A 14,504-nucleotide genomic window follows, 5' to 3' on the forward strand; every position below is an offset into this window, starting at 1 on the left:
CCTCACGCTCACGCCCGTGCCGGGCTACCGCGAATTGCCGTAGCCCGAGCAAAACCCGCTCGGTCTAGCCAATTTGATTCTGTAAGTCATAACTGCCAGTAAGTGCTAACGCACTAACTGGCAGTAATTTCTAACAGAACTACGGGCATGCAGCCGTCGCGGGGACCAGCCGCTCAACCTCCTCCACCACGCCAGTACGACCAACGGTAGATGTTCGCCGTTGCGGATTCGAGGGGCGCCGCAGCCCCTTGCAAGTCGCCGGGGCCGGTGGTAGAGTTGACAACAACTAAATATGTTTCTGCAAACTAATATTGCCTATATAATGCCATGATGTGGATGGTCAGTTTCTACCCGGAGCCGTAAATTCTGGACTATAGGAGAGAGAGCGGAGCAGGCCGTTTAGAAGACAGAGCATAAGTAACTCTAACCGAAAGGCCCGGTTTTGGCCTTTTGGTTAGAGTTGCTTATGCGGCGCCTTCTGGCCTGCGCAGCTCGTTTAAAGGTAGAGAGCGTAGCCTCGCGTTTAGAAACTGGAGCGTAACTTGCTGCGGCGGTGAAGCCCGGGTTTGGCTTCATTGCCGTAGCGGGTTACGCGCAAGTTTCTGCGGGGCGCAGCTTGTTTTAATACCGGAAAGAAACGCGCGGACCTAGCAGCGTCCAAGCTAATCGAGGTGGTAAGGCGCACTTGGCCTTTTGGTTAGAGCTACTTATACGCCGCTTCCCGCCCGCCACCGCGCACCGCACCATCCACATCAGGTCTTCTATAGGTACGAGGAGGACCCGCTTTGAAAACTGTCGCAATGGTGCTAACTGGCGCGCGTGTGTTGAATGTATATACTGGTGAATTTGAACAAACTAATTTATGGCTGGATCAGGGCAAAGTGGTTTCCCGCTTGCCCCACCCGGATCTGACAGCTCGCGAAACGGTTGACCTCACGGGACAATACGTCGTTCCGGGATTCATTGATGCACACGTGCACGTGGAAAGTGCGCTGGTGGCCCCTAGTGAAATCGGTCATATCCTCCTACAACATGGGGTCACGACCATCGTGGCGGACCCGCATGAGCTTGCCAACGTAGCCGGCGTGGCGGGCATTGAGTACATGATTAAAGACGCACGACAAACGCCGTTAGACATTCGGTACATGCTACCCTCATCGGTACCATGCGTCCCGTTTGATAATAACGGCGCTGCTTTGCATGCCGCCGATTTGGCACCACTCTACCAGTACCCAGAGGTCAACGGTCTGGCCGAGGTGATGGATTACGGTGCGGTGGCCCGCGACGATGCGGACACGATGGGCAAAGTTCGGGATGCCTACGCGCACGGACACCATGCCGATGGTCATGCTGCCGGACTGACGGCGGAACAAATTGAAATCATGCGGGCCCACGGCATGGATACTGACCACGAAAGTGCCACCGTGGCCGACGCCTTGGCCCGTGTGGACGCTGGCATGTACGTTTTCCTGCGCGAAGGTACGGTGGAACGGGACATAGCGAATACGATTGGTGCCGTCACGCCGCGCAACGCTGACCGGTTCGCCTTCTGCACGGACGACAAGACCATCGGCGACCTGATGGGTGAGGGCTCAATTGATCACAATATTCGTTTGGCGATTAAGTATGGACTCCCGGCCGAGTTGGCGTACACGATGGCGGCTAATAACGCCGCGCGGGCGCACCGACTGACCGACCGCGGCGCCCTAATTCCAGGCCAATTGGCGGACCTCGTGGTGGTAAGTGACCTTGACCAGGTCGATATTTCCCGGGTAATGAAGTCGGGTGAGTGGGTGGCCGGTGCGGACAAAGTGGCGACGGAATCCACAACACCTTTGCCATTTACCGCCACGCAGCTGCACCACCACGTACAGAGCAGTGATTTACGCCTGCCGCTGGTTAGCGGGGCAGATGTGCACGTCATCGGGGTGCAGCCCAACCACATCACCACGGACCACTTACACGCACACGTGACGCCCCAAAACGGCGAGTTTGTGCCTGACGTGGCGCATGACCTCCTCAAGATGGTGGTAGTGGAACGCCACCACGATACTGGTAACGTGGGTGTCGGCATTGTGCACGGCTTTGGTATTCGCAGTGGTGCAATTGCGAGTTCGGTTGCCCATGACGCCCACAACATTGTGGCGGTGGGGACCGACGACCAGGCAATCATGAACGCCATTGCGGCAATTACGGAGACGGACGGCGGCCAAAGCGTGGCGACCGCCGACGGGGTGGTGGCCAACCTACCGCTACCGATTGGTGGCATCCTGTCCGACCAGCCGTTCGCGGTTGTGGCGCGACAAATGCGGGCGTTACGCGCTGCCTATGATCAGGTGAGTGGCGGCGTTGACTTTGACCCGTTCATTACGCTATCGTTCCTCACCCTGCCGGTTATTCCGACGCTGAAGCTGACGGACCAAGGGCTGTTCGACTTTGACCAATTTGGGTTCATTCCGGTTGAACAACTACCGGTGGGGGCTCGCGACTAGGCCACCGGTACGGGCGGCAGCTTGAGTGGTCTGGTACCCGGTGTATACTAATCCTACTGGGAATATTTTTAGAAAGTAGGCGCGTTATGGCCTGGTATTGGATCGCATGTATCTTGTTGGTTGCTGGCGTTGCGGGTGGATTACTGAGCACCATGGCGGGGATGGCGTCACTGGTGACGTATCCAGTGCTACTGGCGTTAGGGTTACCACCCGTGAGCGCGAACGTCACCAACACGGCGGGGCTGGTATTTACTGGCATTGGGTCGGCCATTTCGTCGCGCAAAGAATTACGCAGTCACCAACGGCTAACCATGAGCGTGACCGTATGGGCATTGCTGGGAGCAATTATTGGTAGCCTGTTACTGACGGTGGCCCCGGCCAGCACGTTTGAACACATTGTGCCGTTCCTAATTGCGCTAGCGGGCGTGTTGATGTTACTGGCGGGGCGCTCTAAGCCCGAGACACGGGCAAAGCCGCGTCCGCAGAGTCCTCGGGTGACGGTGGCCAAGAACGTGGCTATTGGCCTGGTGGGCCTGTACATTGGTTACTTTGGGGCGTCGGCCGGTGTCATACTACTTGCTATTTTGGCAATCTCGCTGGACCAGCCGTTTGCGGTTAGTAACGCCATTAAGAACTTCACGGCCTTCGTTGCGAACGTATTCTCACTGGTTATTTACGCCGTGACCACCAAGGTATACTGGCTAATGGTCATCCCCCTGGGCGCAGGACTCTTTATTGGCGGCTACGCGGGCCCCATCGTGGTGCGGCACGTGCCGGTGAAGTTGTTACAACGGGTGATTGCCTTTGGGGCGTTCGGTTTGGCGGCGTACTTCTTCTATGACGCGTACATCAAGTAATTACAAATAGACCCGTTAGTTGAACGGTGGTGCAAGCCGCTCAACTAACGGGTCTATTTTGATATGCGGCTCGTAGGGTCCTAGTCGAACGGTACCTCCATCAGCCAGTCGCACTGCTCAATAAAAAAATAACATTTATCCGTGCTTAGTACTTGCTTTTTCGGGTTGTTCCGGTTACTATACCATTATACTTACAAAAAGTAAGCGAGCGGAGGGACAATTATGGCTGATCAAAAATATGAGTTTGGCTTAAACACGTTTGGCGACCTGGCTTTCCACGACGATGGGACGCCGTTGGATGGTGACGAGACGTTACGGCAGGTAGTCAAAGAAGCACAGTTGGCGGACGAGCTGGGTATTGACCGTATTGCGCTCGGGGAACACCACCGTCCGGAGTTTGCTATTTCCAGCCCCGAGGTGGTGCTGGGCGCCATGGCGATGGTCACCAAAAATATTAAGCTGGGGACGGCGGTCACCGTGCTGTCATCTGATGACCCGGTGCGCGTTTTTGAACGGTTTTCAACTTTGCACGGTCTGTCCCACGGCCGTGAGGAGATTATGCTGGGCCGGGGCTCGTTTACGGAGTCATTCCCACTGTTCGGCTTTGATCTCGAAAACTATAACGAGTTATTTGAAGAAAAGATTGCCATGTGGCAAAAGCTGCTGGAGGGCGACCCCATGAACTGGAAGGGCCAGTTCACGCAAACGCTGACCGACACGGCGGTGTACCCGCAGTTACCCAAAGGTGAGACAGTGTCCACCTCACTAGCGGTGGGCGGCTCACCGGAGTCCATTATCCGCGCCGTGGCCTACGATATCCCCGTAGTCATCGCGATTATTGGTGGCGAACCCGTGCGCTTCCGTCCGTACGTTGACCTATACAAGAAGGCGGCCAAGCAGTTTAAGAAGCCGGAACGGCCGCTGGGGATGCACGCGCACGGCATCATCCTGGATGATGAGCAGGAGGCCGTCGAGGTGGGGTTCAAGTACATCAAAGCCGAGATGGACCGTATCGGTATTGACCGTGGCTGGGCACCCATGACGCGCGACCGCTTTGAATTTGAAATTGATAAGGGTGCGTACTATGTGGGTACGCCGGAGCAGGTGGCCCAGAAGATTGCGCACAATATGAAGGCACTCGACATGCAGCGGTTCGACTTGGTTTACGGTACGGGTGGTCAGCTGTTGAACCAACGCGAGGCTACCATCCGCAACTTTGGTGAGCGTGTGGTGCCACGGGTCAAAGAGTTGCTGGGGGGCGAGTAGTATGGCGGAACCAACCATTGGTATTCTGGGCGCGGGCAAGTTAGGCTCCACGCTGGCACGGATTGGGACGAGTCGCAATATCCCGATTATGATTGGTAGTACCCATTCGGTGCAGGACCTCAAGTGGGTGATTGATACGCTGGCGCCGGGGGCAGTGAGTGCCACCGCCGCCGATGTTGTGGCCCAGGCGGACGTGATTGTCTTGGCGATTCCTTTGAGCCACTACCAGGACCTGGTACCTGGTGACTTTGCGGGTAAATTGGTGCTCGACGCCACCAATTACTGGAAGGAAGTTGACGGGACGCACAACGACATTTCCGATTTCAACCATTCCAGCTCCGAGGTGATTCAGGATTGGTTACCGGAAGCCAAAGTGGCTAAGGCGTTCAACCACATGGGATATCACGACTTGGAAATTGAGGTTGACCGGCACCCCGACGTGCCGCGGGCGATGGCCTTTGCCACGGACCACGACGATATTCGTCCCCAGGTCAAACAGATATTGACCGACTTCGGTTTCGATCCGTTCGACCTAGGCCCGTTACGGTTCGGATTGCTGCTGGAGCCGGGGAGCCCGCTCTTTGGTGAGGCGATTCCACGGCCAGAGTTTGCGGCCAAACTAGACCAAATTTACGATAGTCCCTTTGGTCAGCAGGTACTGGCTGCGCGCGGTGGGCGGATTCAGTAGCCATTTGGTGAGTATTTCCCGGGAAATAACGGCCCCGCAACCCAAAAATAATGAGATTTACCATTTCTTAGCATACTACCGGCTATTTTTAAGCGATAATATAATTAATAGATAGCTGGAAAACGTGGGCTAATGGATGGGAGCGATGCGTATGGCAACGAGCGTGTACGACTTTACGGTCAAAGAAATTGGTGGCGGATTAATTCCGCTGCGCCTGTACAAGGGGCAGGTGCTGATTGTTGTGAATACCGCCAGCAAGTGTGGCCTCGCTCCCCAGTTGGAACAGCTCGAACGGTTGTATCAGGATTATCACGACCAGGGTTTGGCGATTGTGGGACTGCCTTCAGACCAATTTCACCAGGAATTGGCCGACGACAGCGCGGCCGCCGAGTACTGCCAGTTACATTACGGTGTGACTTTTCCCATTACCCAGCGGGTGGCGGTTAACGGCAAGCAGGCCGACCCGCTCTTCAAGTACCTCAAGGGCGCTTCCCATGCGGGGATGATTAAGTGGAATTACACCAAGTTTTTGGTGGGTCGTGACGGCCAACTCATCCACCGTTACAGTCCGCTAACGCAGCCTAACGCTATGGAGGCGGCCATCAAGGACGCCCTGGCGGCACCTGCAGTGTGGGCTTAACCGAGACGAATAGTAACGCTATATAAAAACAGCCACCGCATTTTTGCGGTGGCTGTTTACGTTCTGCCTACAATAGTAATTATTCTGCGCGTAACGCGATGGCGGCGTCCTTCTTGGCAGCCATCCGTGCGGGTACGTGACCTCCGAGGATGGTGAGCACCGTACTAATGATGACCAGCACGATGGCGTGCATTGGGTTCAGCATCGCCACGTTGGCCAGGCCCGTGACGCCGTACAGTACGCTGTTGATAGGGAACGTCAATAGCCATGCGACCAGGATACCGAACAGGCCGGCGCCAAAGCCGAGGATGAACGTCTCGGCGTCAAAGACGCGGGTGATGTCCTTTTTCCGGGCACCCAGCGCCTTCAGGACCCCAATTTCCTTGGTCCGTTCCAGCACGCTGGTGTACGTGATGATGGCGATCATGATCATGGACGTTACTAGGGAAATACCGGCAAAGGCGACCAGCACGTACGTGATGGCGTCCATCAAACCGCCCGTCATGTCGGACACGGTGCCGGCCAGGTCGGTGTAGATGACCTTATCTGCTTTGCTCTTGCCCTTGTTGTACTTATCCAGGTAGCTGAGCACCTTGTCCTTGAGTTTGAACGTGGTGGGGTAAATCTGGATACTGCTAGGCGTCTTGGAACCGCCCAGGGTGGCCAAAATCGTCGACCGGGTCGAGGCATCCATGGTTTGGCCCGTAATCACGTTAGTTGCGCTCGACTTCTGCGCCTGAACGATGCTGGAGTTGCTGTTGGCGTCCAGGACTTCTTTGGTCAGCGCCGAACTGTACGCCACACCGCTCGACAGAAGCCCATCCGAGTTCTTGGACTTCACGCGGATAATCCCGGTGACGCGCAACGTCTTGGTGTTTGCGGCGTTCGCCATGGCGGTGTAATCCTTGCCGGGCATGTACGTACCGGTTGGCAGCTGGGAGTAGTAATCGTTGTTGGTGACCAGCTTGACCTGGGTGCCGACCAGTTGGTTAAAGTCGTACTTCTGGCCTTCCTTAACGTTAAAGCCCAGGTTCTTCATGGCGTTAATGTTGAGGGAGTTATCCTTGTTGACCACCAGGACGATGTCCGTGGACTTCGTCGGGTACTTGCCGGCGATGACTTTGTAGTAGGTCTTCAGGAAACTCTGCTTGCCGTTGCGGTCGATGGGGTAAACGGAACCGCCGACACCGGTACTCGACGCCATCAAAGCCGCAGTGTTGACGCTACTGCTGTTGTCAGGGTCGTTAGTGGAGAAGGTCACGGATTTGTACTGTCCGTTAACCTCGCGGAGGAGGTTCATCCCCGTACTGTAAGTCACCGCGATGTTCTTCGCGTCGGCTTTGGGCATCTTTTTGACGTAATTAATGTAGGACTGCGACAGCTTGTTGACGTGCTGCGCCTTATCTGCGTCGCTCTTTTCGGCAGTGACCGTTTTGGTGTGCGCAAACTTGGTCGCTTTTGTCCCGGTCATCATGGAGTTCGTGTCGGTGCCCACCTGCGAGATGGTGACCGGCATGGAAGCCATGGCCTCGCTCTGCGTCTTGTTGATCTGCTTCTGGAAGCCGTTGGAGAGGGCCAGAACAACGGCAATTCCGATAATGCCGATACTGGAAGCGAAGACGGTGAGGAACGTCCGCCCCTTTTTGGTCCGGATGTTGTCAAAGGAGAGTTTGAGGGCGGTCCAGTAACTCATCTTGGTCCGCTTGAGCTGGAACTGGTCCTCTTTGTCCCCCTCAATGTGGGGGTGGGAGTCGTGCTGAATTTGACCGTCCGCAAACTCGATAATCCGGTCGGCGTACTTGTGCGCGAGGTCGGGGTTATGCGTCACCATTATGACCAGGCGTTCCTTGGACAAGTCCTGGATCAACTGCATGATTTCGTCACTCGTCTCGGAGTCGAGGGCGCCGGTTGGTTCGTCGGCCAGCAGAATTTCGGGGTCATTGGCGATGGCACGCGCGATGGCTACCCGCTGCATTTGCCCGCCAGAGAGCTGTGACGGTTGCTTGTGCATGTGGTCTTTGAGCCCCACGCGAATCAACGCGTCGGTGGCCCGCTGTCGCTTATCGGCCGCCGGCACGCCGGAAAGGGTCATCCCCATCTCGACGTTTTCCATGATGCTCAGGTGGCTAATCAGGTTGTAGGATTGGAAGATAAAGCCGACCGAGTTGTTACGGTAAGCATCCCAGTCACTGTCCTTGAAGTCCTTAGTGGACCGCCCCTTAATGAGCAGGTCGCCAGAATCGTAGCGATCCAGCCCCCCGATGATGTTCAACATGGTGGTTTTCCCGGAACCACTCGGACCAAGAATGGCGACAAATTCCTGTTTACGGAAGGCAACGGAAACGTCATCCTGCGCCTTCGTGGTGGTGTCACCCACGTGGTAGTATTTTTTTAATGTGTTTTAGTTCGAGCACGGATTGTGACTCCTTCCCTTGATACGATACTTTGACTGTTGCTGGTGACTAATTATGGACTACATTTTACAAATGTCAACTATTGAGTATAATCAAATATATGACAAACGGAAAATAATTAGGTGAAAACATGGATAATCAGCAGCAACAAGAGAACACGGAGCTGTTTCGCCACCTCTTTGTGGCGGTGGGGCAGACGGTCATGCGCATTCTGGAGCGTACGGACCAGGGGATGACGCCCCTGCAGGCAGTAGCACTGATGACTGTCTACACGCATCCAGGGAAAACCATGACGCAGCTGGCCAGCGAAATGGGTATCGCGAATGCCCAGCTAACCCGGCTGATTGCGGGGATGGAGCGGCTGGATTTAGTTGCTCGGCAACATAATCCGGACAACCGGCGCGAGGTGCAGGTGATGCGGACCGCGCACGGGGATACGGTTGCGGAGCAGAATATGCGGGACGTGGAGCAAGTAATGGACGTCCAGTTAGCGAAGTTAAGCGGGACGGAACGTGATGAATTATCCAAGCACCTGCACGCTATTATTGCAACTTTGGCCAAAGTGGGAATCGTTGAACAGCCCCGCGATGGCCAGTAAAAATACGCCACGGTAACGATACCGGCTGTAGGGCCGGCGACGAACCGTGGCGTATTTTTGGTTACCGTATTATGATGCGTTATTTGTCGGTGCGAATCAGCCACAGTGTCAGTAACAAAGCCGCGGCGTCTAGGATAATCCCGCCAATTGGCGTGCTGAGGAGACCCCAATGGTTGAGTAGTTGCCCACCGCCAAAGCTTCCAGCCATTACGCCAACGTTAAAGGCGGAGATGTTGAGTGCTGAGGCGAGCGGGGCGTCCTCGGGGTACCGTTCTTCCGCGACCTGCATGGTAAAAAGTTGTAGACCGGGAACGTTCATAAAGGCGAGGAGCCCCATGACGAGTAGTAGTGCGAGCCCCAGACCGGTATAACGGAGGCCAAAAAGCATGGCAATCATGACCAGGGTGAGGGCGGCAAACATAATGCTCAGTGCCTGTAGCGGTCGACGGTTAGCGAGTCGTCCACCCAGCGTGTTCCCGATGGCTACGGCAATCCCGTAAATTAGCAGTAGAATGACGCTGATGCCGGCACCAAAGCCCATTCGGCGGAGAATGGCGCTAATGTAGGTGTAGACGGGGAAGCTGGCGCCGTAACCCAATGCAGTAATGATGAGTCCAGCTAGTAGCCGTGGTTCACGAATTAGTCGCAGGACGGCCCCGCGGCGTGGTGCGGCCGGTTGAGTGAGGTCGTTGGGCACGAGCCAGTAGTTGGCGAGCAACGCGACCACGCCCAGCCCGGCGATAAAGACAAAGGCCAACCGCCAGCTCGCATGTTGGGCGATGAACGTTCCCAAAGGCACACCGGTGACAGTGGCAACGGTCAGCCCGGTGAACATGGTAGCAATGGCGCTGGCCCGCTTGTCGGCGCTGACCACGTCAGCGGCAATGACCGTGGCGACGGCCATAAACAGCCCGTGGGCCAGCGCGGCAATCACCCGCCCGACCAGTAACAGGGCAAAGTTGGGTGCGATGGCCGTCACGAGGTTACCAATGATAAATGTCAGCATGACGGCTAACAGCAACGTTTTCCGTTGGTAGCGGCTGGTGATCGCGGTGAGGACGGGTGCACCCACCATGATGCCAGCGGCGTACACGGATACGGTTAGTCCGGCGGTACTGAGGCGAATGCCAAAGTCGCTGACGATGAGGGGCATCACCCCAACGCTAATAAATTCGGTCATGCCGATAGCAAAGGCACTGAGCTAATGCCAGTAGCGTCCAAGTAGCAGTGCGGGTGGTATTAGTAGTGGTTTCCATTCTTTCCTCCAATACGTGTGCTTGTGTTACTTACGAAATACAAGTATATTGGATAGGCACATTAATACAACTACGCACTTTTTGGTGCCTATGGAGGGGAAAGCATGACGACATATAATATTGGGGTTGAAGCCACCATGGATATCATCGGGGGCAAGTGGAAAACCATCATTTTATGCCACCTGCGCCACGGCATGATGCGGACGGGTGAGTTGCGCCGTGCCATTCCCGCAATTACGCAAAAAAATGCTCACGCAACAGTTACGTGAGCTAGAAAATGACGGTATCGTGCATCGCGAGGTGTACGAGCAGGTGCCACCGCGCGTTGAGTATTCGCTGACGGAGCGGGGTGAGAGCCTCAACCAAATTTTGAGTATGTTGTGCACGTGGGTGAAGAGAATATCGATGAGCGGCGGGCGTGTGGCGAAGACATTCAGTTGGTACACCGTGACGACGTGGCGTTAGCGCCCAGATAATAGCGAAAGAGGGTACCCAGCCTATTCAACCGATACGGATTGATTAGACTGGGTACCCTCCTTTGTTTGTCCTTAGGGAGTTTGACTTACTCACTACCGCTAGCGATGGGGTGGGAATCAGAGCCTGCTAAGAACGCCGCATTGTTAGCACTGGGTATGCCCGTCCTTGTTCGTCCAGCGCGTTGCGATTAACCGTGTGAAACCCCATGTGCTCATAAAATCCGCGTGCTTGTGGATTCTGTTCGTTGACAATCACTGTGTGCAGATCAAACCGGTGGATAGCGAACTGCAAAAGTTGGCGGCCGATGCCCTGGCCGCGGTTTTCTGCCGCCACGAATAGCATTTCCAGCTTGTCACCTTTAGTACCTAGGAATCCAATAGGCCGCTTGCTGGAATTGCGGGCAATTACCAGCACCGGGACGCTTTGCAGAGCCTCAGGAACGTACTGCTTGATTTCAAGAATGGTGGCATTATCCAGGAAATGGTGCGTTGCTCGAACTGATCCTTCCCAAAGCTGCACTAATTGGCCAATCAGGCGCGAAGGTCGCTGCGTACAAACAATAATTTCCATGACTATTAATCCTCACGTTCATTGGGGCTAATTGGCATGCGCGCATTATTGTGTAAATCAACACTGCCGAGCGCGGCCGATGTTGCGTCCTGCATCGTCCCTACCAGCAAGTGAATGTCGCTAGGCGCTCTTGTTGCCCATGTAGCAACCACTCGCGCCAAATACCGTATACACCAGCGCTCATAAACTTCGCCCAGTATCTTTTGGCCGTCGGGTCCAGACCGTCCCAGTGCCGGTTGTTGTCATAAAAGCGGCGCATGTTGCCATCGAACAGTCGCTGAATGATGTACTCGTAATTGCGTCGTTCCGCCAGTGATAGTGCCGCGCCCATTTCCTCGAAAAATTGCTGCATATCGGCAATTTTGGCGTCTGTGGGTACACGCTCAATCACGTCGTCGAACAGATGACTGATACGTGGGGCAAAGTATGCCCGCAAGATATCCTCCAAGGTGTCGAAATTACGATAGTAGGCCATCCTGCTGACACCAGCGCGCGCCACCAGTTCGGTCACCTTAATCTCGGCCAGTGGTTTTTTTCTCCAGTAGTTGTAACAGTGCCGTTGTGAGGTAGTTAATGGAGTCCTCACGAATCTGCTGCGCATGTTTGGTCGCTGACATTACAATTTATCACTCCTGTCACAGATGCGTTGATTACGCTTGTTTCACGAATGGCATCAGTGTACATTAACATCACTGCCGTTACAAGTGTATCGCGGCTAAAAAAATAAGGAGGAATCAATATGTCTGAAAAACAACTCGTTGTTGTCACCGGTGGTAGTGGTTTTATTGCCAGCCACATCATTTTACAATTGCTACAGCAAGGATACGCGGTGCGGACCACTGCTAGGTCAATTGCTAAGCGGCCATTGATTGAGCAAATGTTGCGGAAGGGTGGGGTGAGCGACTTGTCCGCACTCGAAGTCGTTGCTGCCGACCTGACGCATGAAGACCCGTGGGATGATGCCATCGCTGGTGCCAGTTACGTCATCCACGTTGCCTCCCCAACTCCGACCCTGAACTTTAAAAACGAGGACGAGATGATTCGGCCCGCCATTAATGGCGTTTTGTACGTGCTACGTGCTGCTAGCCGACACCACGTAAAGCGTGTCGTTCTGACGTCCGCGTACGGCGCCATCTTTGCAGGACACCCCGAGCGCAATACTCCATTTACCGAGGACGTGTGGTCTGACCTCAGTGCCAAGGGGGTTCACCCGTACCAAAAATCTAAAACCATGTCCGAACGTGCGGCGTGGGATTTTATTGCCAAAGATGATAGTGGACTGGAACTAGCTACGGTCAATCCGGTTGCGGTGATGGGCCCCGTGCTCGCCGACGATTATTCCCATTCCAATATCCAAATTCAAGAAATGCTCGCGGGCAAGACGAAGATGGTGCCACGCGTTAATTCAGGCTACGTTGACGTGCGTGATGTTGCCAGTCTGCATATTTTGGCCATGACTCAGCCCGCTGCTGCTGGCCAACGCTTCCTGGCGACTACCGGTGAAATCTACTCAATGCTCGAAGTGGCGAACATTCTGCGTGAGGCGTTTCCGGATTTTGCCGATAGATTGCCGACTAAGACCATCCCCACTGCTGTTCTCAAATTAGCGGCTAAGGCAAATCCGATGCTACGGATGGTTGCTTCGGTTGCGGATAAGTACGCTGAGACTAGTGACGCCAAGGCGGTTAAACTACTGGGGTGGTATCCACGTTCCGCAAAGGAGTCCATTATTGCAACCGCCCAATCCATGATTGATCTGGATGTGGTGTCCGCAGACGCTGACTGATTTTTTTTCGGTGACGGCAACACCAGGGCAAAATTGCGCGGGTTTCGCCGGTCAGCCATTATTTCCCGGGTAATAAGACTCACGCCTAGATTATTGGCGGGATAGATTCGCTTCGATTAGTGCGTGTGTAGTTTCCGTTCTTCTCGCGTATGCCATTTACGCCGCGGTAAGATGCGCCCAGGCGAACCGCTTCGGGCCATTCATACAATCACGCAAAAAATGCTCACGCAACAGTTGCGTGAGCTAGAAAATGAGGGTATCGTGCATCGCGAGGTGTATGGCCAGGGACCACCACGTTTTGTGTATTGGTAGCCATGAGTTCTAGTTAAAGTCGGGTTCACCATGAGCATTGTGATTAGTTGAACCAAATGTGACTCAGCAACGTACTCAGGCCGGCTGCACGGTTGTATTGGTCCTTCACTGAAGGCGTACGGTAGGTGGCTTGGTATAGTGGTAGTAACGCGTCCGGCATAGAGATATCGGCTACGGTGTAGTTGAGAATTAACCGCGCTATGTGGGGCGCAATTTGGTCGACGGCCGTCCGTCTTTGCAGTCGCGCTAGAGCCTCGTTTAACTCGTAGTTTAGTGGTTGTTGGGACCGTACGTAGTCAGTAGCCAGGGCCTTTTTGATTAAGGTAGTCAGCTCCGTGCTCGTTGGGTATGGTTCTGCATCACTGGTTGGCATAACATCAGCTCCATGATTAAAAGTAGTTTGTATTGTCACCAATAGTCTGGCCCTGGGCCGAAAGTAGGTCAATGCCTAATCACGTATTACCCGGGAAATAAACTACTTGTTCGATTAACTCACAGAATTCAGGACAATACGCTTTATGGAATGTATTGCAGTACCAACATCAAATATACTGCTGCTGGAATGTGCCACTGATGTGCCACCTCAACGATTAAGACTGCGGTTACTTTGGCAGTCTTATTTATTTGGAATATGCTTTTACCGAATTTGCTTGGTTCATTAGACCTTTTCGTATGCTTCCTTAATTCGCGCTAGTGCCCGTCGTTGCCTCTTATTCACCCCCTGACTAGTCTTATCGGTGTGGCTACCGATTTCCACGTCGTTCAGTTCAGAATAGTAGTATTGATACAACACCATCTTATCAGCTGTGGAAAGGGTTGCAATGGCCGCGGCAAGACGTTCGTTCTCGAAGAATTCAAGGTGATCAACTCCATCATCGGTCAAAAGAAAGTCTTCAAGATGACCAGGCTCGGCAATTTCTTCCAACAACCATTCTTCGAGTGGGGTTTCCTTGACGGTATTAAGGTATTTTCGATAAATGTTGATTCGCTCGTTTCGGAGAACTTGTTGCATGTATCTGATAAACGTACGAGATACTTTGCGTTCGCTACTCATAATACTGACCTCATGAGCTAAATGATTTGCTTTCGGCACATGCACAAACGGAAATCAAGAGCTGAAATGAAACCGAATTTGATTTTTCCGAAAT

The 14,504-nt window shown here is 54.1% G+C and carries 12 protein-coding genes, 3 pseudogenes and 1 riboswitch; of the genes and pseudogenes, 9 read left to right on the top strand and 6 right to left on the bottom strand.

Features of this window, described 5'->3' with window-relative positions; genetic code table 11:
• The first annotated feature begins 295 nt into the window (after positions 1 to 295).
• Positions 296 to 394, top strand: a riboswitch (purine riboswitch).
• A 406-nt stretch (positions 395 to 800) separates the two neighbouring features.
• The 5 genes from ade to JCM12539_RS06035 all read left to right on the top strand — a co-directional run bounded on the left by ade (position 801) and on the right by JCM12539_RS06035 (position 5,943).
• Entirely contained in the window at positions 801 to 2,492 is a 1,692-nt protein-coding gene (gene ade / locus JCM12539_RS06015; RefSeq protein WP_054650089.1) for an adenine deaminase, read from the top strand.
• A gap of 86 nt (positions 2,493 to 2,578) precedes the next feature.
• Positions 2,579 to 3,349, top strand: a complete 771-nt coding sequence (locus JCM12539_RS06020; protein ID WP_054650013.1) for a sulfite exporter TauE/SafE family protein — start codon at positions 2,579 to 2,581, stop codon at positions 3,347 to 3,349.
• A gap of 222 nt (positions 3,350 to 3,571) precedes the next feature.
• Complete coding sequence (locus JCM12539_RS06025) at positions 3,572 to 4,615, top strand: LLM class flavin-dependent oxidoreductase (protein ID WP_054650015.1); 1,044 nt, start codon at positions 3,572 to 3,574, stop codon at positions 4,613 to 4,615.
• A gap of 1 nt (position 4,616) precedes the next feature.
• Positions 4,617 to 5,303: an NADPH-dependent F420 reductase gene (locus tag JCM12539_RS06030; RefSeq protein ID WP_054650017.1), complete on the top strand. Its 687-nt coding sequence runs from the start codon at positions 4,617 to 4,619 to the stop codon at positions 5,301 to 5,303.
• 151 nt (positions 5,304 to 5,454) lie between these two features.
• Entirely contained in the window at positions 5,455 to 5,943 is a 489-nt protein-coding gene (locus tag JCM12539_RS06035) for a glutathione peroxidase (RefSeq protein WP_054650019.1), read from the top strand.
• Positions 5,944 to 6,022: 79 nt separating this feature from the next.
• On the opposite strand, the gene JCM12539_RS06040 is transcribed toward JCM12539_RS06035, so the two are convergent.
• Positions 6,023 to 8,320, bottom strand: a complete 2,298-nt coding sequence (locus JCM12539_RS06040; RefSeq protein ID WP_054650021.1) for an ABC transporter ATP-binding protein/permease — start codon at positions 8,318 to 8,320, stop codon at positions 6,023 to 6,025.
• A gap of 167 nt (positions 8,321 to 8,487) precedes the next feature.
• Here JCM12539_RS06040 and JCM12539_RS06045 point away from each other — a divergent pair, with 167 nt between their 5' ends.
• Complete coding sequence (locus JCM12539_RS06045) at positions 8,488 to 8,955, top strand: MarR family winged helix-turn-helix transcriptional regulator (RefSeq protein ID WP_054650023.1); 468 nt, start codon at positions 8,488 to 8,490, stop codon at positions 8,953 to 8,955.
• A gap of 79 nt (positions 8,956 to 9,034) precedes the next feature.
• Here the strand turns inward: JCM12539_RS06045 and JCM12539_RS06050 are convergent.
• Positions 9,035 to 10,211 (bottom strand): annotated as a pseudogene (locus tag JCM12539_RS06050) (MFS transporter).
• Positions 10,212 to 10,315: 104 nt separating this feature from the next.
• Here JCM12539_RS06050 and JCM12539_RS06055 point away from each other — a divergent pair.
• Positions 10,316 to 10,687, top strand: a pseudogene (locus JCM12539_RS06055) (winged helix-turn-helix transcriptional regulator).
• 127 nt (positions 10,688 to 10,814) lie between these two features.
• On the opposite strand, the gene JCM12539_RS06060 reads toward JCM12539_RS06055, so the two are convergent.
• Both JCM12539_RS06060 and JCM12539_RS06065 read right to left on the bottom strand, forming a co-directional pair.
• On the bottom strand, positions 10,815 to 11,258 hold the full coding sequence (locus JCM12539_RS06060; RefSeq protein ID WP_054650025.1) for a GNAT family N-acetyltransferase: 444 nt from the start codon (positions 11,256 to 11,258) through the stop codon (positions 10,815 to 10,817).
• 100 nt (positions 11,259 to 11,358) lie between these two features.
• Positions 11,359 to 11,733, bottom strand: coding sequence for a hypothetical protein (locus JCM12539_RS06065; RefSeq protein ID WP_225350263.1), 375 nt, complete (start codon positions 11,731 to 11,733; stop codon positions 11,359 to 11,361).
• A 264-nt stretch (positions 11,734 to 11,997) separates the two neighbouring features.
• Between JCM12539_RS06065 and JCM12539_RS06070 the strand changes: the two genes are divergently transcribed.
• Together JCM12539_RS06070 and JCM12539_RS14640 are read left to right on the top strand one after the other, a co-directional pair.
• On the top strand, positions 11,998 to 13,044 hold the full coding sequence (locus tag JCM12539_RS06070) for an SDR family oxidoreductase (RefSeq protein WP_054650027.1): 1,047 nt from the start codon (positions 11,998 to 12,000) through the stop codon (positions 13,042 to 13,044).
• A 147-nt stretch (positions 13,045 to 13,191) separates the two neighbouring features.
• Positions 13,192 to 13,350 (top strand): annotated as a pseudogene (locus JCM12539_RS14640) (winged helix-turn-helix transcriptional regulator); the annotation flags it as partial.
• A gap of 49 nt (positions 13,351 to 13,399) precedes the next feature.
• On the opposite strand, the gene JCM12539_RS06075 reads toward JCM12539_RS14640, so the two are convergent.
• Together JCM12539_RS06075 and JCM12539_RS06080 are read right to left on the bottom strand one after the other, a co-directional pair.
• On the bottom strand, positions 13,400 to 13,729 hold the full coding sequence (locus JCM12539_RS06075; RefSeq protein ID WP_054650029.1) for a glycerol-3-phosphate dehydrogenase/oxidase: 330 nt from the start codon (positions 13,727 to 13,729) through the stop codon (positions 13,400 to 13,402).
• A gap of 285 nt (positions 13,730 to 14,014) precedes the next feature.
• Positions 14,015 to 14,410 (bottom strand): RNA polymerase sigma factor, encoded by a 396-nt coding sequence (locus JCM12539_RS06080; RefSeq protein WP_054650031.1) that lies wholly within the window; start codon positions 14,408 to 14,410, stop codon positions 14,015 to 14,017.
• Between the last annotated feature and the right edge of the window lie 94 nt (positions 14,411 to 14,504).

Source organism: Lacticaseibacillus pantheris DSM 15945 = JCM 12539 = NBRC 106106, assembly GCF_001311175.1.
Classification (GTDB): Bacteria; Bacillota; Bacilli; order Lactobacillales; family Lactobacillaceae; genus Lacticaseibacillus; species Lacticaseibacillus pantheris.